Origin of the sequence: Streptomyces griseus subsp. griseus, from assembly GCF_000720255.1 — a bacterium.
Taxonomy (GTDB): Bacteria; Actinomycetota; Actinomycetes; order Streptomycetales; family Streptomycetaceae; genus Streptomyces; species Streptomyces griseus_I.
Map to the genome: position 1 here is coordinate 224,761 of NZ_JOJE01000013.1, position 17,514 is coordinate 242,274.

Annotated in this window: 20 protein-coding genes; 11 read left to right on the top strand and 9 right to left on the bottom strand. The window is 70.5% G+C overall.

Annotation, left to right across the window (positions count from 1 at the left end; translation table 11 throughout):
- Positions 1 to 27: 27 nt before the first annotated feature.
- The 4 genes from IG99_RS19700 to IG99_RS44210 all read left to right on the top strand — a co-directional run bounded on the left by IG99_RS19700 (position 28) and on the right by IG99_RS44210 (position 3,248).
- On the top strand, positions 28 to 654 hold the full coding sequence (locus IG99_RS19700) for a DUF1266 domain-containing protein (RefSeq protein ID WP_037675757.1): 627 nt from the start codon (positions 28 to 30) through the stop codon (positions 652 to 654).
- Positions 655 to 680: 26 nt separating this feature from the next.
- Positions 681 to 1,430, top strand: a complete 750-nt coding sequence (gene recO / locus IG99_RS19705; protein ID WP_037675758.1) for a DNA repair protein RecO — start codon at positions 681 to 683, stop codon at positions 1,428 to 1,430.
- Positions 1,431 to 1,459: 29 nt separating this feature from the next.
- Positions 1,460 to 2,335 (top strand): isoprenyl transferase, encoded by an 876-nt coding sequence (locus tag IG99_RS19710; RefSeq protein WP_037675759.1) that lies wholly within the window; start codon positions 1,460 to 1,462, stop codon positions 2,333 to 2,335.
- Between the two features lie 91 nt (positions 2,336 to 2,426).
- Positions 2,427 to 3,248 (top strand): glycosyltransferase family 2 protein, encoded by an 822-nt coding sequence (locus IG99_RS44210; RefSeq protein ID WP_267882545.1) that lies wholly within the window; start codon positions 2,427 to 2,429, stop codon positions 3,246 to 3,248.
- Between the two features lie 30 nt (positions 3,249 to 3,278).
- On the opposite strand, the gene IG99_RS19720 is transcribed toward IG99_RS44210, so the two are convergent.
- The 4 genes from IG99_RS19720 to IG99_RS19735 all read right to left on the bottom strand — a co-directional run bounded on the left by IG99_RS19720 (position 3,279) and on the right by IG99_RS19735 (position 6,403).
- Entirely contained in the window at positions 3,279 to 3,689 is a 411-nt protein-coding gene (locus tag IG99_RS19720) for a Fur family transcriptional regulator (RefSeq protein ID WP_037675761.1), read from the bottom strand.
- A gap of 61 nt (positions 3,690 to 3,750) precedes the next feature.
- A complete protein-coding gene (locus IG99_RS19725) occupies positions 3,751 to 4,653 on the bottom strand; it encodes a metal ABC transporter permease (protein WP_037675762.1) in 903 nt (300 codons plus the stop codon).
- The gene (locus IG99_RS19730; RefSeq protein ID WP_037675764.1) at positions 4,653 to 5,429 is read right to left on the bottom strand and encodes a metal ABC transporter ATP-binding protein; all 777 of its coding nucleotides are present in this window, start codon (positions 5,427 to 5,429) and stop codon (positions 4,653 to 4,655) included. The genes IG99_RS19725 and IG99_RS19730 overlap by 1 nt, the downstream gene beginning before the upstream one ends.
- A 17-nt stretch (positions 5,430 to 5,446) precedes the next feature.
- The gene (locus IG99_RS19735) at positions 5,447 to 6,403 is read right to left on the bottom strand and encodes a metal ABC transporter substrate-binding protein (protein WP_037675765.1); all 957 of its coding nucleotides are present in this window, start codon (positions 6,401 to 6,403) and stop codon (positions 5,447 to 5,449) included.
- 184 nt (positions 6,404 to 6,587) lie between these two features.
- Here IG99_RS19735 and IG99_RS19740 point away from each other — a divergent pair, with 184 nt between their 5' ends.
- Entirely contained in the window at positions 6,588 to 7,970 is a 1,383-nt protein-coding gene (locus IG99_RS19740; protein WP_037675768.1) for a glycine--tRNA ligase, read from the top strand.
- A 111-nt stretch (positions 7,971 to 8,081) separates the two neighbouring features.
- Here the strand turns inward: IG99_RS19740 and IG99_RS19745 are convergent, their stop codons facing one another.
- Positions 8,082 to 9,188 (bottom strand): endonuclease/exonuclease/phosphatase family protein, encoded by a 1,107-nt coding sequence (locus IG99_RS19745; RefSeq protein WP_037675769.1) that lies wholly within the window; start codon positions 9,186 to 9,188, stop codon positions 8,082 to 8,084.
- Positions 9,189 to 9,367: 179 nt separating this feature from the next.
- Here IG99_RS19745 and IG99_RS19750 point away from each other — a divergent pair, with 179 nt between their 5' ends.
- Both IG99_RS19750 and IG99_RS19755 read left to right on the top strand, forming a co-directional pair.
- Entirely contained in the window at positions 9,368 to 10,384 is a 1,017-nt protein-coding gene (locus tag IG99_RS19750) for an aldo/keto reductase (RefSeq protein ID WP_037675772.1), read from the top strand.
- A 25-nt stretch (positions 10,385 to 10,409) separates the two neighbouring features.
- Positions 10,410 to 11,003, top strand: a complete 594-nt coding sequence (locus IG99_RS19755) for a TetR/AcrR family transcriptional regulator (protein ID WP_037675774.1) — start codon at positions 10,410 to 10,412, stop codon at positions 11,001 to 11,003.
- On the opposite strand, the gene IG99_RS19760 is transcribed toward IG99_RS19755, so the two are convergent.
- The 3 genes from IG99_RS19760 to IG99_RS19770 form a co-directional block, all read right to left on the bottom strand.
- Positions 11,000 to 12,154: a serine hydrolase domain-containing protein gene (locus IG99_RS19760; RefSeq protein WP_037675776.1), complete on the bottom strand. Its 1,155-nt coding sequence runs from the start codon at positions 12,152 to 12,154 to the stop codon at positions 11,000 to 11,002. The genes IG99_RS19755 and IG99_RS19760 overlap by 4 nt on opposite strands.
- 66 nt (positions 12,155 to 12,220) lie before the next feature.
- The gene (locus IG99_RS19765; RefSeq protein ID WP_037675935.1) at positions 12,221 to 12,439 is read right to left on the bottom strand and encodes a hypothetical protein; all 219 of its coding nucleotides are present in this window, start codon (positions 12,437 to 12,439) and stop codon (positions 12,221 to 12,223) included.
- A gap of 83 nt (positions 12,440 to 12,522) precedes the next feature.
- On the bottom strand, positions 12,523 to 13,953 hold the full coding sequence (locus IG99_RS19770; protein ID WP_107055972.1) for an MFS transporter: 1,431 nt from the start codon (positions 13,951 to 13,953) through the stop codon (positions 12,523 to 12,525).
- A gap of 111 nt (positions 13,954 to 14,064) precedes the next feature.
- On the opposite strand from IG99_RS19770, the gene IG99_RS19775 reads away from it, so the two are divergent.
- The 3 genes from IG99_RS19775 to IG99_RS19785 all read left to right on the top strand — a co-directional run bounded on the left by IG99_RS19775 (position 14,065) and on the right by IG99_RS19785 (position 15,517).
- A complete protein-coding gene (locus IG99_RS19775; protein ID WP_051865581.1) occupies positions 14,065 to 14,970 on the top strand; it encodes a helix-turn-helix transcriptional regulator in 906 nt (301 codons plus the stop codon).
- Positions 14,967 to 15,185: a bacteriocin immunity protein gene (locus IG99_RS19780; RefSeq protein ID WP_037675777.1), complete on the top strand. Its 219-nt coding sequence runs from the start codon at positions 14,967 to 14,969 to the stop codon at positions 15,183 to 15,185. The genes IG99_RS19775 and IG99_RS19780 overlap by 4 nt, the downstream gene beginning before the upstream one ends.
- A 71-nt stretch (positions 15,186 to 15,256) precedes the next feature.
- On the top strand, positions 15,257 to 15,517 hold the full coding sequence (locus IG99_RS19785) for a DUF6221 family protein (RefSeq protein ID WP_037675778.1): 261 nt from the start codon (positions 15,257 to 15,259) through the stop codon (positions 15,515 to 15,517).
- Positions 15,518 to 15,945: 428 nt separating this feature from the next.
- On the opposite strand, the gene IG99_RS47650 is transcribed toward IG99_RS19785, so the two are convergent.
- A complete protein-coding gene (locus tag IG99_RS47650) occupies positions 15,946 to 16,230 on the bottom strand; it encodes a hypothetical protein (protein WP_037675779.1) in 285 nt (94 codons plus the stop codon).
- A 111-nt stretch (positions 16,231 to 16,341) separates the two neighbouring features.
- Between IG99_RS47650 and IG99_RS19795 the strand changes: the two genes are divergently transcribed.
- Complete coding sequence (locus IG99_RS19795) at positions 16,342 to 17,490, top strand: hypothetical protein (RefSeq protein ID WP_037675781.1); 1,149 nt, start codon at positions 16,342 to 16,344, stop codon at positions 17,488 to 17,490.
- Positions 17,491 to 17,514: the final 24 nt, after the last annotated feature.

Here is a 17,514-nt window from a genome sequence, read left to right on the forward strand (position 1 = left end):
TGCCGGTGCGACATAGGGTGCGGCCCCATGCGCTTGTCGAGCATGTGGAGATGGCGAAGGCGGGCAAGAGCCGAACGCGAGTACCCCGTTCCCCTCAGCGCGCACCAGCTGTGGATGGTGTCGTTGAGTGCGCCGGTGAGCCGGGACCGGAACGCGTCGCGGACGACGCTGTACCCGTTCACGCGGATCGACCACGACAGTGCCCGGCGCTGGCTGGCCGAGCAGTGGGAGATCACCTCGCGGGACGATCTGGCCCGGCGGCTGGACGGGCTGGCGCGCAGTGGGTACCGGGCGCGGGCGCGGCAGGTGCTCGGGGTCTCGCCGCTCGCCTGGGACGCCGCCCTGTACGTCGACATCTCGCGGCGCGGCTTCGGCTGCGGGATGCTCACCGAGACCGAGGCCTGGACCGCGCTGAAGAACATCGTGCCGGCGCTGGTGGGGACGTACGCCTCCTGGCAGGAGTACGCCGATCACTATCTGCTGGGGCGGCAGGTGTGGCGCGACAACCTCAAGGGCGTCTCCGACGGCGACCTCCCCGCCCCGCAGGCCGCCGCCGACACCCATCTGCGCTCCCTGCTCGATCCCGCCAACCGGGCCAGCCCCTGGAATCTGGACCCCTGGGACGCCATCGGCCGGCCCGACCGGGCACGCTGACTTCGCGCGTACGGGAGAATGGGGCCATGAGTCTGTTCCGCGACGACGGCATCGTGCTGCGCACCCAGAAGCTGGGTGAGGCGGACCGGATCATCACGCTGCTCACACGGGGGCACGGGCGGGTGCGGGCCGTGGCCAGGGGAGTGCGGCGGACCAAGTCGAAGTTCGGGGCGCGGCTGGAGCCCTTCTCCCACGTCGACGTGCAGTTCTTCGCCCGGGGCAGCGAGCTGATCGGGCGCGGCCTGCCGCTGTGCACACAGAGCGAGACCATCGCGCCGTACGGGGGCGGGATCGTCGCCGACTACGCGCGGTACACCGCGGGGACGGCCATGCTGGAGACCGCCGAGCGGTTCACGGATCATGAGGGGGAGCCCGCCGTGCAGCAGTATCTGCTGCTCGTCGGCGCGCTGCGCACCCTCGCCCGCGGCGAGCACGCGCCCCACCTCGTCCTCGACGCCTTCCTGCTGCGCTCCCTCGCCGTCAACGGGTACGCCCCCACCTTCAGCGACTGTGCGAAGTGCGGCCTGCCCGGACCCAACCGGTTCTTCTCCGTCGCCTCCGGCGGCTCGGTCTGCGTCGACTGCCGGGCGCCCGGCAGTGTCGTACCGTCGCCGCAGACCCTGGAACTCCTCGGCGCGCTGCTTACGGGAGACTGGGAGACCGCGGACGCGTCGGAGCCGCGGTACGTCCGGGAGGGCAGCGGGCTGGTGTCCGCCTACCTGCACTGGCATCTGGAGCGCGGGCTGCGCTCCCTTCGTTACGTCGAAAAGTCCTAGCAAGCAAGCACGAGGAGACGAGAAGCACCATGGTCGTACGCGGGTTCCTGGGACGCCAGCGCCGCGAGTACCGGACGCCGGAGCCGCACCCGTCCGGCGCCCGCCCGCCGAAGCTCCCCGGTGAGCTGGTCCCCAACCATGTGGCGATCGTCATGGACGGGAACGGACGCTGGGCCAAGGAGCGCGGGCTGCCGCGCACGGAGGGCCACAAGGTCGGCGCCGAGCGCGTGCTGGACGTCCTGCAGGGCGCTGTCGAGATCGGCGTAGGCGCCATCTCGCTGTACGCCTTCTCCACCGAGAACTGGAAGCGCTCGCCGGACGAGGTGCGCTTCCTCATGAATTTCAACCGCGACTTCATCCGCAAGACCCGCGACCAGCTCGACGCGCTGGGCATCCGGGTGCGCTGGGTGGGCCGTATGCCCAAGCTGTGGAAGTCGGTGGCCAAGGAGCTCCAGATCGCCCAGGAGCAGACGAAGGACAACGACCGGCTCACGCTGTACTTCTGCATGAACTACGGCGGCCGCGCGGAGATCGCCGACGCCGCTCAGGCCCTCGCCGAGGACGTCCGGGCCGGACGGCTCGACCCGTCGAAGGTCAACGAGAAGACCTTCGCGAAGTACATGTACTACCCGGACATGCCGGACGTCGATCTCTTCCTGCGGCCCAGCGGCGAGCAGCGCACCTCCAACTACCTGCTCTGGCAGAGCGCGTACGCCGAGATGGTCTTCCAGGACGTCCTGTGGCCGGACTTCGACCGTCGTGACCTGTGGCGGGCGTGCCTCGAGTTCGCCTCGCGGGACCGGCGGTTCGGCGGCGCGATCCCGAACGAGGAACTCATGGCCATGGAGCAGGCCATGCAGGGGGCCGTGGAGGGGGAGACGCCGGACCGGCAGGCCACCTCGTAGCCGCGGGCGGGAACAGCCCGTCGCCGGTGTGCGATTTAAGATCGTGAGCGACTGCTCTCGATCTCAACAGGGGTTCCGCTTGTTCGCGTTCGTGATTCCGGCACACAACGAAGAGGCCACGGTGGCCACGATCGTCGGTCAGGCCCTTCAGGCGGCGCAGCCCGGCGACCGGGTCCTGGTCGTGGACAGCGGGTCGACCGACGACACGGCCCGGCGGGCACGCGAGGCGGGTGCGGAGGTGCTGGACGGGCCGCTCGGCAAGGGCGCGGCCATGCAACTGGCCGTGTCGACGGTGGACCACGAGTGGACGTGCTTCCTCGACTCCGATGTCGTCACCTCCGAGAGAAACGTTCCTGCACTGCTCCGGGAGACCGCGGCCGGCGGCACGGCCGACCAGGTGGTCGGCGACTTCGAGTACGACCACCCGGGCACCATCCTGGCGTCCACCTTCACCATCTACGAGCCGCTCACCTCACGGTTCTTCCCGGAGGTCGGCTACCACGGGGCGCACGCCCTCAGCGGCTTCCGTGCCGTGCGCACTCGATACCTGCGCGACGTCGAACTGCCGCCGGACTTCGGCGTGGAGACCTTCCTCAACATCTCCCTCGCCCTGTCCGGCGGTCGGGCGGACGTGTGTCACCTCGGGGTCATAGGCAGCCGCTACCGCTTCCACGGGGGCTCGATGGCGACGGAGATAGGCACCAGGATCCTGGACCTGGCCGAGGCCCACGGCCGCCTCGACCCGGCCGACCGCCCGGAGTGGGACCAGTGGCTCGCGGCGGGCGTGGCCGCCATCGCGCCGAACACCGCCGACCAGGGCCGCTCGGCCATCCTGTCCCGCCTGTTCAGCACGGTCCGCAGGCCGATGCCGACCGGCGGCACGCAGACACCGGCCCACTCCACGAGCCGGTAAAGGGGCCGGGGCGAAGTTCCCGCGCCCCGCTCAGTTCGCCGCGCAGTCCGCGCAGGTGCCGAAGATCTCCACCGTATGGGCCACGTTGACGTACCCGTGTTCCGCGGCGATCGCCTCGGCCCACTTCTCGACGGCCGGGCCCTCGACCTCCTCCGCCTTGCCGCAGCCGCGGCAGACGAGGTGGTGGTGGTGTTCGCCGGTGGAGCAGCGGCGGTAGACGGACTCGCCGTCGGAGGTGCGCAGGACGTCGACCTCGCCTGCGTCGGCGAGGTTCTGCAACGTGCGGTAGACCGTGGTCAGGCCGACGGAATCGCCCTTGTGCTTGAGCATGTCGTGCAGTTCCTGCGCGCTGCGGAACTCGTCGACCTCATCGAGGGCCGCCGCCACGGCGGCCCGCTGCCGGGTGGCGCGGCCCTTCACGGGCGGTCCAGCGGTCGTCACCGGTTGCCTCCTCACACGTCTGCACCTGCCGGGCCATTGTGCCAGCCCGGCCTGTGCGCGGTCAGACGCCGACTCCGTCGCCGGCCTCCCGGGTGGCCGGAATCGTGCATTCTCCGGGATCCCCGGCGGTCTGCGCGGCGGCCAGCGCACGCGCCCTGCGCCGGGCCAGCGGAGCGGCGAGGGCCGTCATGACGATGAACGCGCCGATGGTCAGCAGCACGATCGTCGCGCCGGGCGGCACGTCCTGGTAGTACGAGGTGACGGTGCCGCCGATGGTCACGCTCACGCCGATGGCCACGGCGACCGCGAAGGTCGCGGCGAAGCTGCGGGTGAGCTGCTGTGCGGCCGCCACGGGGACGACCATCAGCGCGGAGACGAGGAGCAGCCCGACCACGCGCATGGCGACCGTCACGGTCACCGCCGCCGTGACCGCAGTGAGCAGGTTCAGGGCCCGCACCGGCAGGCCCGTCACCCGCGCGAACTCCTCGTCCTGGCTGACCGCGAACAACTGGCGGCGCAGGCCCAGGGTGACGACGACCACGAACGCCGCGAGCAGGCAGATCGAGGTCACGTCCTCCTCGGAGACGGTCGAGAGGGAGCCGAAGAGGTACGAGGTGAGGTTGGCGTTGGAGCCCGTCGGCGCGAGGTTGATGAACATCACACCGCCGGCCATACCGCCGTAGAAGAGCATCGCGAGGGCGATGTCGCCGCGGGTGCGGCCGTACCAGCGGATCAGCTCCATCAGGATCGCGCCGAGGACGGAGACGGCCGTGGCCATCCACACCGGGGAGGCCGACAGCAGGAAGCCGAGGCCGACGCCGGTCATCGCGACGTGACCGATGCCGTCGCCCATCAGGGCCTGGCGGCGCTGGACGAGGTAGATGCCGACGGCGGGGGCGGTGATGCCGACGAGGACGGCGGCGAGCAGCGCCCGCTGCATGAAGGCGTAGTCGAGGAAGTCCATCAGCTCAGCAGTCCCGTGCGGATCGGTTCGGCGCCCGCCGGAGCGTGCGGGTGTACGTGGTCGTGGCCGGGCAGCGCGTGCTGGCCGACGGCGCGCGGGGGCGGCCCGTCGTGCGTCACGCAGCCGTCGCGCAGGACGACGGCCCGGTCGATCAGGGGCTCCAGTGGGCCCAGTTCGTGCAGGACGAGCAGGACCGTCGCACCGCCGGCCACCTGGGTCCTGAGCGTCTGCGCGAGCACCTCCTGGCTCGCCAGGTCCACGCCCGCCATCGGCTCGTCCATGATCAGCAGTTCGGGTTCCGCGGCGAGCGCGCGGGCGATCAGCACCCGCTGGTGCTGGCCGCCGGACAGCGCGTCCACCGAGTCCTTGGCCCGGTCCGCCATCCCGACCAGCTCCAGGGCCCGTCGCACGGCGGCGTGGTCGGCCTTGCGGAGCACGCCGAAGCGGGCCCGGGACAGCCGCCCGGACGTGACGATCTCGGTCACGGTCGCCGGTACGCCGCCCGCGGCCGTGGTGCGCTGTGGTACGTAGCCCACCCGCGCCCAGTCGCCAAAGCGCCGGTGCGGGGCGCCGAACAGCTCGATCTCGCCGGCGCCGATCGGCACCTGGCCGATGACGCTGCGTACGGCGGTCGACTTGCCGGAGCCGTTCGCGCCGAGCAGCGCGACGACCTCACCGCGGTGCACGGTGAGGTCGATGCCGCGCAGGACGGGGCGCGAACCCAGCTCGGCGCGGACACCGCGCAGCGAAATGACGGGCTCGGCCTTCGCGTCCATGACGCCCTCCGTAACGATCACTTGGTTCCCAGGGCGTTCTGCAGTGCCTTGAGGTTGGACTCCATGACCGAGAAGTAGTCCTTGCCCCGGGACTTCTTGGTGATGCCCTCGATCGGGTCGAGGACGTCCGTCTTCAGGTCGGAGTCCTCGGCGATGGTCTTCGCGGTCTTGTCGCTGACGAGCGTCTCGTAGAACACGGTGGTGACGCCGTCGGCCTTCGCCATCTTCTCAAGGTCCTTCACGCGCGCGGCGCTCGGCTCCGACTCGGGGTCGAGGCCGTTGATGGCCTCCTCGGTCAGGCCGTAGCGCTCGGCGAGGTAGCCGAACGCGGCGTGGGTGGTGACGAAGACCTTGGTCTTCGTGTTCGCCAGCCCGTCCTTGAATTGCGTGTTCAGGTCGCCGAGCCGCTTCACGAGGGCCGCGGTGTTCTTCTTGTAGTCGGCCGCGTGGTCGGGGTCGGCCTTCTCGAAGGCCTTGCCGACGCCCTCGGCGACCTGGGAGTAGCGCACCGGATCCAGCCAGATGTGGGGGTCGAGACCGGCGAGCTCCTCGTTCTTGTGGTCGTCGTGCTCGGCCGCGTGCCCGCCGACCTCGTTGCCGTGCTTCTCCAGCGAGGTCAGGGAGGCCGCGTCGATCTTCGTCTTGACCTCGGACTGGGCGACGGCGTCGTCCACGGAGGGCTGCAGGTTCTTCAGGTACAGGACCGCGTCGGACTCCTGGAGCTGGGCGGTCTGCTTGGCGCTGATCTCCAGGTCGTGCGGTTCCTGGCCGGGCTCGGTGAGACTGGTGACATGGACGTGGTCGCCGCCGATCTGCTCGGCGAGGAAGGCCATCGGGTAGAACGACGCGACGACGTCGAACTTGTCCGTGTTGCCCGCGGCCGCGCTCTCGCCGGAGCAGGCGGAGAGGGTGGCGAGGCCGAGTGCGGTGGTCGCCGCGACCGCGGTCGCCGGTATGAGTCGTCGTACGTTCATGACAGTCATTTTCAACAAATATGGAAACCGTTGTCAACAAACCTCGTGCGGGGGCCGGTAAGAAGCCGGTGGGAGGTCCGCGGGGTCAACCGATTTGGATGAGGGGGAGTCCCCGCCGGTACGCTGAAGCATTCGCTGGAAGCATCTCGCTTCGATCGCCCGTCGTCGTAATGAAGAGAGCACCGTGGCCGCCGACAAGATCGACACCATCGTCAGCCTGAGCAAGCGCCGTGGCTTTGTATTCCCCTGCAGTGAGATCTACGGCGGTCAGCGCGCCGCCTGGGACTACGGACCGCTGGGTGTCGAGCTCAAGGAGAACCTCAAGCGCCAGTGGTGGCGCTACATGGTGACGTCGCGCGAGGACGTGGTCGGTCTCGACTCGTCCGTGATCCTTGCCCCCGAGGTCTGGGTCGCCTCCGGCCACGTCGCCACCTTCACCGACCCGCTCACCGAGTGCACCTCCTGCCACAAGCGGTTCCGCGCGGACCACCTGGAGGAGGCCTACGAGGCCAAGCACAACCGCCTGCCGGAGAACGGCCTGGCGGACCTGAACTGCCCCAACTGCGGCAACAAGGGCACCTTCACCGAGCCCAAGCAGTTCTCCGGTCTGCTCTCCACCCACCTCGGTCCCACGCAGGACTCCGGCTCCGTCGCCTACCTGCGCCCCGAGACCGCCCAGGGCATCTTCACCAACTTCGCCCAGGTGCAGGTCGCTTCGCGCAAGAAGCCGCCGTTCGGCATCGCCCAGATGGGCAAGTCCTTCCGCAACGAGATCACGCCCGGCAACTTCATCTTCCGCACCCGCGAGTTCGAGCAGATGGAGATGGAGTTCTTCGTCAAGCCGGGCGAGGACGAGACGTGGCAGGAGTACTGGATGGAGCAGCGCTGGAACTGGTACACCGGTCTCGGCCTGCGTGAAGAGAACATGCGGTGGTACGAGCACCCGAAGGAGAAGCTCTCCCACTACTCCAAGCGCACCGCCGACATTGAGTACCGCTTCCAGTTCGGCGGCAGCGAGTGGGGCGAGCTGGAGGGCGTGGCCAACCGCACCGACTACGACCTCGGCGCCCACTCCAAGGCCTCCGGCCAGGACCTGTCCTTCTTCGACCAGGAGGCCGGCGAGCGCTGGACGCCGTACGTCATCGAGCCGGCGGCCGGTGTCGGCCGCGCGATGCTGGCGTTCCTGCTGGACGCGTACGTCGAGGACGAGGCGCCCAACGCCAAGGGCAAGCTGGAGAAGCGCACCGTGCTGCGCCTGGACCACCGCCTGGCCCCGGTGAAGGTCGCCGTGCTGCCGCTGTCGCGCAACGCGGAGCTGTCGCCGAAGGCGAAGGGGCTCGCGCAGGCGCTGCGTCAGAACTGGAACATCGAGTTCGACGACGCCGGTGCGATCGGGCGCCGCTACCGTCGCCAGGACGAGATCGGGACGCCGTACTGCGTGACCGTCGACTTCGACACGCTCGAGGACAACGCGGTCACGGTGCGGGAGCGGGACACGATGAAGCAGGAGCGCGTGTCGCTGGACCAGATCGAGGGGTACCTGGCTGGGCGGCTCGTCGGCTGCTAGGTGGTTTTGCGGGGCCGGGTCTGCCTGGTTCCGTTTTCGGCCGGCCGCGGGTTCGTTGTGGCTTGTCGCGCAGTTCCCCGCGCCCCTGAAGGGGCTCGGGGAACTCTGCGTCTATAGGTCCACGTCCGCGTAGACAGACGCGTGGTCCGAGGCCTGGGTGGCGTGTGAGGTCACCGTCGGGAAGGACTTGAAGGTCCTGGGGGCCCAGATGCCCCGTCGTTCGACCTCGACGTGCTCGACCAGGTCCCACAGGGCGGGGGAGAACATCACGTAGTCGAGCTTGTCCTCCTCGCCCGTGCCCGGGCCGTGGGTGCCGGGGTCTCCCGTGTAGGTGCGGTGGGTCATCGCGTCCTTCAGGCCCGCGTCCAGGAGGGTCTTGACCGGGGGGCTGGCCATGAAGTCGTTGAGGTCGCCGGCGACCACGACGTGGTCCGAGCGCTGCAGGGCGGCCTCGTAGAGCTGGCGGACACGCTTGGCCTGGGCCGCGCGCAGCCCTGCGCCGCCGCCCCTCTTGCTCTTGAAGTGGTTGCCGAGGATCCACAGGGGCGTGCCGTTGACGGCGATCTCGAACTCCGGGCAGTCCCGGCTGAACAGGCGCCGGCCGCCCTGCCCGGGGTCGAAGAGGTGCGACCGCACGGACGTGACGGGGTGGCGGCTGAGGATCCCGACGTCGATACCCCGGGGGTCGTTGCCGTCGATCAGCAGGTTGAAGGGGTACGGCTGGTGCCCCAGCGTCTCGCCGACGACGTGCTCGTTGAAGCGCTCCAGGGTGAGACGGTCCTCGACCTCCACCATGAGCAGGACGTCGGCGTTCACCTCGACGACCACGCGTCCGGTGTTCTGCACGGCCTGCCAGCTGAGGTCGCCGCGCACCAGCTCGGCCCAACCGGGCCAGTCGCCACGCCCCTTGGCCACGATCTTGATGGTGGGGTTCGCCACGGGCCCGCTCACCGTGAACAGCTTGGCGCCCGTTCCCTTGAGCTCGTTGATGAAGAACGGCCGGGGGCTGTCGGGCTCCCCGTTGTGGGCCTGGTTCTCCTTGATCAGCTCGGCGATCCGGTCCTTGTCCGCCGGCGTGTAGGTGTCCTTCTCGAGAAGGGCGACCAGTTCGTTGAAGTCGTCGAGGGCTCTGTCGCGCTCGGTGTCGTCCTGGAGCGCGAAGACCTTGGGGCGGTGGAAGAGGTTCTCCGCGTTGAAGGTGCCGATACGGATGGTCATCGCTCGCCTCCCACACGACGGCGCAGAGGTCCGCTCGGCCGGCGGCAGGCGCCGCCGAGGTGACTGCACGCCGACATCTCTCATTGTCCTCGGGGTGCCAGGGCCGCTCGACCGGACAGATGACAAATAACAGCTGACAGATATTGAAATCTGTCAGCACGCCGTGCGAGGGTGGAGCCATGACACCGCGAACCCGTCCTCTCGGAACGACCGGCCCCCAGGTCTCCGCCCTCGGCCTCGGCTGCATGGGCATGTCCGCGCTGTACGGCGGCGCGGACCGGGCCGAGTCCATCGCCACGATCCACGCCGCCCTGGAGGCCGGCGTGACCCTGCTGGACACCGGCGACTTCTACGGCATGGGCCACAACGAGCTGCTGATCGGCGAAGCCCTGCGCACCGCACCCGCGGCCCACCGCGAACAGGCCCTGATCAGCGTGAAGTTCGGCGCGCTGCGCGGCCCGGACGGCCAGTGGTTCGGCTACGACGGCCGCCCGGCCGCCGTGAAGAACTTCGCCGCCTACTCGCTCCAGCGCCTCGGCGTCGACCACATCGACGTGTACCGCCTCGCCCGGCTCGACTCCGACGTCCCCATCGAGGAGACGGTCGGCGCGATCACGGAACTGATCGAGAAGGGGTACGTCCGCCATGTCGGCCTGAGCGAGGTCGGCGCCGACACGATCCGCCGGGCCGCCGCCACCGCCCCGATCACCGATCTCCAGATCGAGTACTCCCTCATCTCGCGCGGCATCGAGGAGTCGATCCTGCCGACCACCCGCGAACTGGGCATCGCCGTCACGGCCTACGGCGTCCTCTCCCGCGGACTCATCTCCGGCCACTTCACCGCCGACCGGCAGCTCGCCGCAGACGACATCCGTGCCTTCGCCCCGCGCTTCCAGGGCGAGAACCTCCAGCACAACCTGAACCTGGTGGAGGCGCTGCGGAAGATCGCCGAACAGAAGGGCGTCAGCGTCGCGCAGATCGCCATCGCCTGGGTGCTCTCGCGGGGCTCGCAGCACAACGACGACATCGTGCCGCTGGTCGGCGCCCGCACCCGGGAGCGGCTGGCGGAGTCGCTGGGCGCGCTGGAGGTGACGCTGGAGCCGGCCGACCTCACCGCCATCGAGGAGGCCGTGCCCGCCGGGGCCGCCGCCGGCGACCGCTACCCGGCCGCCCAGATGGCACACGTCGAACGCTGATCCCGCGCCGGGTACGGTCTGTCCCATGGCACCGACCAGCGAGACCCTGACCGCCGAGCGCATCCTCGTGGCGACCGAGGAGGTGCTGCGCCGCCACGGCCCGGCCAAGGCCACCGTGGTCGACGTGGCCCGCGCGCTCGGCGTCAGCCACGGCAGTGTCTACCGGCACTTCCGCACGAAGGCCGCGCTGCGGGAAGCGGTGACCAAACGCTGGCTGGACCGTACGTCCGAGGCGCTGGCGGGCATCGCCGCCGACGAGGACCGCACTCCCGAGGCCCGACTGCGCGACTGGCTCGCGTCCCTCTTCGCCGCCAAGCGCCGCAAGGCGGGCCTCGACCCCGAGCTGTTCGCCACGTACTCGGTACTGGCCGGCGAGAGCGGCGAGGCGGTCGCCGAGCACCTCGCGGACCTCACCGGGCAACTGGAACGAATCGTCCGCGCGGGCGCCGAGTCCGGCGTCTTCACCGCCCCCGACCCCGCGGCAGCCGCCGGCGCCGTCTTCCACGCCACCGACCGCTTCCACGACCCCTGCCACGCCCGCGCCTGGGAACAGCCGGGCATCGAGGCGGAGTTCGAGGCGGTCGTGGAGTTGGTGGTACGGGGGCTGCGGGCGGCCTAGGACTCCCGGCCCCGGGACGGGCCGGTCGCCGTGCGGTGCCAGAACTCCTTCATCAGCGGAGTCGGCGTGGGATTCTCCATCGCCACCTGGGTCAGCAGGATGGTGACCGTCCCGCTGGTGGGCACGACATGGGCCGTGGTCCCGGTGCCGCCGACCCAGCCGTACCGGCCGGGCACGTTCCACGGGTCCACCGGAGCGACATCCACACTGCCGCCGTAGCCCCAGCCCTGGCCCTCCATGAAGAGGCGCCCGAGCTCCCGTTGTTCCGCGCTGAGGTGATTGCTCGTCATACGGCTCACCGACGTGGGGGAGAGGAGCCCGCCGCCCCCGTCCAGCAGCAGCCGGGCGAAGGCCAGCCAGTCGTCGGCCGTCGAGACCAGCCCACCGCCGCCGGCGGGGAAGGCCGGGACCCGGCTCCACTGCCCGTCCGGCCGGTCCGTCACCTCCAACGCCCCCACCCCATCGGGCCGGTAAGCGGTGGTGAACCGGTCCCGCTTGTCTTCCGGCACCTCGAACGCCGTGTCCTTCATGCCCAGCGGCTCGAACAGCCGCTCCGCCAGGAAGTCGGGGAGCGTACGCCCCGACGCCCGCGCGATCAGAACGCCCTGCAGGTCGGACGCCGTCTGGTACAGCCACGCCGCACCGGGCTGGTACAGCAGCGGCACCCGGGCGAGATCGGCCAGCCAGGTGTCCGGGTCGGGAAACGCCTGCGGGCCCCGCCCGTCCTTCTGCACCCCGAACAGGGCCTGCACCGCCGGGAGCGAGAAGTCCGAGGGGAACCCCCACCCGGGCCGGGAGCTCAGCAGGTCCGCGACGGTGATCGGACGGTCCGCCGGGACCACGTCGTCCACGGGAGCGGACGGCGTACGGACCACGACCGGATCCGCCAGCTCCGGCAGCCACTCCGCCACCGGCGCCTCCAACGCCACCCGCCCCTCCTCCACCAGCATCAGCAGCGCCGCCGCCGTGATCGGCTTGGTGATCGAGGCGATCCGGAACAGCGACTCCCGGGTCATCGGGGCGGAGCCCTCGGCGTCGACCGAACCGACGGCCACCACCTCCACCTCGTCGCCGCGGGCCACCAGGCCCACCGCCCCCGGCACCGTGCCGTCGTCCACGCGCCGTCGCAGGGTCTCGTGCAGAACGCTCATGGCGGGCCTCTCCGATGCGTACGAGTCGTCACTCTCCCCGGCTATGACTCCCCGGCCCCCCGGAACTCATCGCGGCCGAGACCCCTCCGAGGGATTCACCGTCGCCTGATGGGCCTCCGCCAGGTGCTCCTCGGCCTTCAGCCAGGGCAGGAACTGCGCCCCTTTGCGCCAGCCGCACGTCTCGCACCGGATCGTGCGCTGCACGCCGGTGCGCTGCACCCGGACTATGTGCTCGCGGCCGTGCTGGTCCCAGCGGCTCACCTTGCTCGTGGACATCTGTGGCATGCGAGCAGTGTGGGGCCCGATCGACATCAAGGGGATGTCGCGGGTGACGAGTTGACCAAGTCGTAGCCGGAATGGTGGCCCGTTCAGCTCGTCGTACGCGGCAGCCGCAGGCTCAGCAGTCCGGTCAGGACCACTCCCGCCAGCTGCACCAGGAGCGTGGTGACCAGGGCATCCCGCATGCCCAGGCCGGGGATCAGGGAGAGGAAGAGGGTGCCCAGCGTGGCCACGCCGAGCGCCAGCGCCGACTGCTGGGTGGTGATCATCACGCCGCCGCCCACCCCGGCACGAGCGGCCGGCACCTCGGACAGCACGATCCGCAGCACGACGGGAAGCTGGAGCGCCTGCCCGGCACCGGCGACGGCCGCCCCGGGAAACAGCTCGACGAGGCCGAGGTCGGGCCAGGAATGCCAGGCCGCCCAGGCCATCAGGGCCACACCGATCCCCTGCAACACGGCACCCGCCGGCACCACCCGCGTGCCGTACCGGGCGACCAGCCGGGGCCCGGCGAGCGAGACGAAGAAGAACACCACCGCCATCGGCGCCAGCGCCAGTCCCGCCGCGACCGGACCGAGCCCGGCGCCCCGCTGCAACGCCACCGCGATCACGAACATGAACCCGCTGAAGCCGATCCCGAACGGCACCAGCAGCACCAGACCCCGCCGCAGCGACACCAGCGCGAACAGGCTCGGCGGCACGAGCGGCGTACGGCCCCTCCGGTCCGCCCGGCGCTCCACCGCGTAGAATGCCGCCGCCGCGAACGGGAACGCCGCCAGCGACAGCCACGTCCACAGCGGCCACCCCGCGGCCCGCCCCTCGGTGAGCGGGGCGAGCAGCGTCAGCAGCGACACGGCGAGCAGGACGGTGCCGGGCCCGTCCACCGGCTCGGGACGCGCGGAGCGGGTCTCCGGCAGGACACGCGCGGCGAGAACCAGTCCGACCACGACGACGGGCACGTTGACGAGGAACACCGCGCGCCAGCCCGTACCGGCGAGGTCGGCGGCGACCAGCACGCCACCGAGGATCTGCCCCGCCACCATGGCCAGCCCGGCGGTCGCACCGTACAGTCCCATCGCCCGGGCGCGGCGCGCCCCGGACGTGGTCGCCTGGATGGTGGCCAGCACCTGCGGCAGCATCGCCGCGGCCGACGCGCCCTGCGCGACCCGCGCCGCCACCAGCGTCCAGGCGTCCGGCGCGAGCCCGCACGCCAGCGAGGTCACGCCGAAGGCCGCCATCCCGCCGAGGAACAGGCGCCGCCGCCCGAACAGGTCACCGAGCCGGCCGCCGAGCACGAGCAGCACGGCGTACGCGACGCCGTACCCGGCGACGACGAGTTCGAGGACCGCCTCGCTCGCGGAGAGGTCCGCGCCGATGGTGGGCAGGGCGACGTTGACGATGAAGAAGTCGATGAGGGGGAGGGCGGCGGCGAGGAGCACGGTGAAAAGGCCGGGGCCGGTGAGGGTGGGGGAGCCGGCCGGTGCCGGGGCTGACGTGCGGGCAGGTATCTCGGTATGGATGTCGGTCACGAGGACGACCCTGCGCTCAGCCGGAGCCTGGTACCAGAGTCTCCTTATCCTGGTAGAACGAGTACCTGGCAACAGGGTCCGGCGGACGGCAGTCTGGAGGGCATGACCACGATGTCCGAGGCGACGCCCCCGCGCCACATGGCCGGCGCCGAGACGCAGATACGGCGGCACGAACTGGCCGTCTTCCTGCGCAGCCGCCGTGAGCGGATCACCCCCGAGCAGGTGGGCCTGCCACGCGGCCGGCGCCGGCGCACGCCCGGCCTGCGCCGCGAGGAGGTGGCCCAGCTCTCGGCGGTCGGCGTCACCTGGTACACCTGGCTCGAACAGGCCCGGGACATCCAGGTCTCCGTCCAGGTCCTGGACGCCCTCGCCCGCACCCTCCGCCTGGACGCCGGCGAACGCGCCCACCTCTTCCAACTCGCGGGCTCCACCGACCCGACGCCCGCCGCGGAGTGCCCCAGCGTCACACCGGCGCTCCGCCGGATGCTGCGCGAGCTGGAGCCGATCCCGGCGTGCATCCAGAACAGCCGGTACGACATCCTCGCCTACAACCGCACCTACGCCCGCCTGTTGGGCGACCTGGACGCGGTGCCGCCCGAGGACCGCAACTGCCTCGTCCTCATCCACACCGACCCCGCCTGGCGCGCGGCGATCCTCCACCTCGACGAGTCCAGACGGCTCATGGCAGCGAAGTTCCGCGCCTCCATGGCGGGCCACCTGACCGAGCCGGCCTGGAAGATGCTGGTCAACCGCCTGAAGACGGAATCCCCCGAGTTCCGCGAGAACTGGGAGCGCTACGAGGTGGTCGTCAACCGCGGCAAGACCAAACAGTTCCTCAACCCCTCCGTAGGCCTCCTCACCCTCGACCACACCGACCTGTGGCTCAGCCCGGACTTCGGCGCGCGCATGGTGACGTACGTACCGGTGGACGCGGAGTCGAGGGAACGCCTGGAGAAGCTGCGGGAGTTGGTGTCGGTGGCCTCGGTTGAACCGGGGGTGCCCGCGTGACGCGTGAGCAACTCGTGGAGCTGGTCGGAAGGATCATGTCCGCGGAGGGAACCGAGGAGGAGGAGACCGAGATGATCGAGACCCTCGAAAGCAACGTGCTGCATCCTCGCGCGCTCAACCTCATCTTCCATCCGCGGGCAGAGGGCCTACCGGACGGCCCCACGCCTGAGCAGATCGTGGACGCCGCGCTGGCCTACAGACCGATCGCGCTGTGAGTGAGGGACGTGAGCGGCGAGACAGGACCGGCCCATCAGTCACCGTGGGGGCGGCAGCGGAGGATGACCCCATGGCCGACGATCTCGTGAGGTTCCTCCGCGCCCGCACCATGGACGACAACCACGCCTATGCCTACGTGGCGCACACCTTCGGTGAAGACGCTCTGCTGGACAGCCACCTGCCCACGCTCGACCTGATCGACATGCCGGCCCGGGACCACGCGACGATGGATCCCGCGGACTCCCGCTTCGACGGCACCACCTACACCCTCCGCGTACTCGCTCAGGCGTACGCCGAGCACCCCGACTACCGCGAGGAGTGGCGCCCGTAGCCGGGTCGCGATGGTCGTGCGACACCGCCCAGGGTGATCCGATGGACCTCGGGGCGGTGCTGATCGCGATGGCCGGTGTGGCGGGGACGCTCGGGGGCGCGCTTCTCACCCAGCGGGGTGCGGACAGGGCCAAGAGGGCGCGAGTCGGAGATGGCCCACGCCCTTCAGGAGGCTTGCGAGAGCCGTGATTCGCGGCGGCGCTGCTATACGGAACCGCACCGTGACGCACGGCAGTTCTGCAACGCACTCAGCCGGCACCTGTACGTCATGCGGGACGGGGCGCCCGGCGGTGAACGTACCTACCGCGTGAACGGAGGGACTCCGGCTCACCTGCACCAATGCGCCGATCAGGGTACCCGTCCGGCTCCCCCGGCCGGCGTCGGTACCGCCCGCGTCGCCGGGTACCGCGCTGTCAGCCGCTACCAGGGCTACGCCTCGCGGGCCAGGTCGTGCGCGGGGAGCCGCCCCGTGCACAGGTAGGCGTTGACGCGCCTGCCGACGCAGGCTTGCCGTACTCGCCGTACAGGCCGGGCCGGCGGGGGTCCTTCAGGGTGAGGAACAGCTCCGACACCGCGCCGCTCGGCCACGTCACCGCGGACGATCGCGGTCATCCGGCTGGCGGAGGCCCAGCCCACCCCGGTCAGCAGGAACTCCAGCCGCTCGGTGCGGAATTTCGTGACGTTCGGGGTGGGGAGTTGACTGACCGTCGACATCCGGTCGTGTCGGCCGCACGGACGACCGCCCAGCGTGTGCGAAACAAAACGCGCTCGCCATCGCATCAATGCATACGGGGGAGTGGTTCCTCCGGGATGGGAGAGTGCACAGTGACGGTCAAACGCAGGATCGCCGCGCTCCTGGCGGGGGTTGGGGCGATCACGATGGTCATCAGCGGACCCGCCGCGGCCGGGCCGACAGGTGACGGGGCGTGGGTGGAAACGTCGACGGGCCGGGTCTCGGTGATGACCGTGGCTCAGCCGAGCCCGTCCAAGACCTGGGCCGGAGGTGCCGTGATCGTCGAGCCCCCGGACGGCACGGTCCGGTTCACGCCCACCATGTACGAGCGCGACCTCGCCCGAGGCGGGGCATGGAAGCAGACAGTGCTCCAGGGCGCCGAAGCGTGGAACAGCAGAATCAACGACATCGCCACCGCGGCCGACGGCTCGGCGTTCTTCGTCGGTGACCAGGGACGAGACGGCCAAGGCGTCCTGGTCGGGCGCTATGTGGCGGGCGCCTGGCAGCTGACTCCCAGCACGGGTCTGCCTGCCGGGACGGTCGAGGCCAGTCTGCTCTCGGTGAGTGCGGCCTCCGGCCGGGACGCCTGGGCGGTGGGCCAGGGCTATACGCAGGACACTTACACCCAGTTCCCGGTCGTACAGCACTGGGACGGCCGGCGGTGGCGGTCCGTGCAGATCCCGGGGTCGGCGAACTGGGGCCTGAACCAGGTCAAGGAGGTGACGCCGAACGACGTATGGATAGTCGGCGTGGACTACGACACCGGTCAGTCCGTCGCCGTGCACTGGGACGGCCACCGGTGGACGCGGACGCCCACCCCGGCGTTCCCCGACTCGGCGATCCTCTTCGACGTCGCCGCCCGCACACCGACGGACGTCTGGGCGGTGGGGTGGTCCCGCGACACCGACAAGCAGCGCCCGGCGGGGCTGGCCCTGCATTGGGACGGCACCTCGTGGACGCAGGTTCCCCTGCCCGCAGGCACCTTCTCACTGCAGGCCGTGACCCTGCGCCCGCACGGCGGACTCGCCGTCGTGGGCGGCAACGACGACGCGGCTGTCGGCATGACCTGGACGCCCGCTGCGGGTTGGCGGTCGCTCGGCCTGCCGGAGAACGATCCGCAACTCCCCCTCGGCGTCAACTCTGTGGTGTCCTCCGGCACGCACTTGACCGTTGGCGGCTGGCACTACCTGTCCGGCGACGATGGCGACTCGTTCGCGAGCGGCGCCATCCTGACCAGGTAGAGCGGCTTTGACTGCCGGGAGGTG

Coding starts and splice junctions, on each gene's coding strand:
- recO (WP_037675758.1), top strand. CDS start 681: ATGAGTCTGTTCCGCGACGACGGCATCGTGCTGCGCACCCAGAAGCTG.
- IG99_RS19730 (WP_037675764.1), bottom strand. CDS start 5,429: ATGGACGCGAAGGCCGAGCCCGTCATTTCGCTGCGCGGTGTCCGCGCC.
- IG99_RS19785 (WP_037675778.1), top strand. CDS start 15,257: ATGGCCGACGATCTCGTGAGGTTCCTCCGCGCCCGCACCATGGACGAC.
- IG99_RS19710 (WP_037675759.1), top strand. CDS start 1,460: ATGGTCGTACGCGGGTTCCTGGGACGCCAGCGCCGCGAGTACCGGACG.
- IG99_RS19775 (WP_051865581.1), top strand. CDS start 14,065: ATGACCACGATGTCCGAGGCGACGCCCCCGCGCCACATGGCCGGCGCC.
- IG99_RS19700 (WP_037675757.1), top strand. CDS start 28: ATGCGCTTGTCGAGCATGTGGAGATGGCGAAGGCGGGCAAGAGCCGAA.
- IG99_RS19755 (WP_037675774.1), top strand. CDS start 10,410: ATGGCACCGACCAGCGAGACCCTGACCGCCGAGCGCATCCTCGTGGCG.
- IG99_RS47650 (WP_037675779.1), bottom strand. CDS start 16,230: ATGTCGACGGTCAGTCAACTCCCCACCCCGAACGTCACGAAATTCCGC.
- IG99_RS19745 (WP_037675769.1), bottom strand. CDS start 9,188: ATGACCATCCGTATCGGCACCTTCAACGCGGAGAACCTCTTCCACCGC.
- IG99_RS19765 (WP_037675935.1), bottom strand. CDS start 12,439: ATGCCACAGATGTCCACGAGCAAGGTGAGCCGCTGGGACCAGCACGGC.
- IG99_RS19750 (WP_037675772.1), top strand. CDS start 9,368: ATGACACCGCGAACCCGTCCTCTCGGAACGACCGGCCCCCAGGTCTCC.
- IG99_RS19735 (WP_037675765.1), bottom strand. CDS start 6,403: ATGAACGTACGACGACTCATACCGGCGACCGCGGTCGCGGCGACCACC.
- IG99_RS19760 (WP_037675776.1), bottom strand. CDS start 12,154: ATGAGCGTTCTGCACGAGACCCTGCGACGGCGCGTGGACGACGGCACG.
- IG99_RS19725 (WP_037675762.1), bottom strand. CDS start 4,653: ATGGACTTCCTCGACTACGCCTTCATGCAGCGGGCGCTGCTCGCCGCC.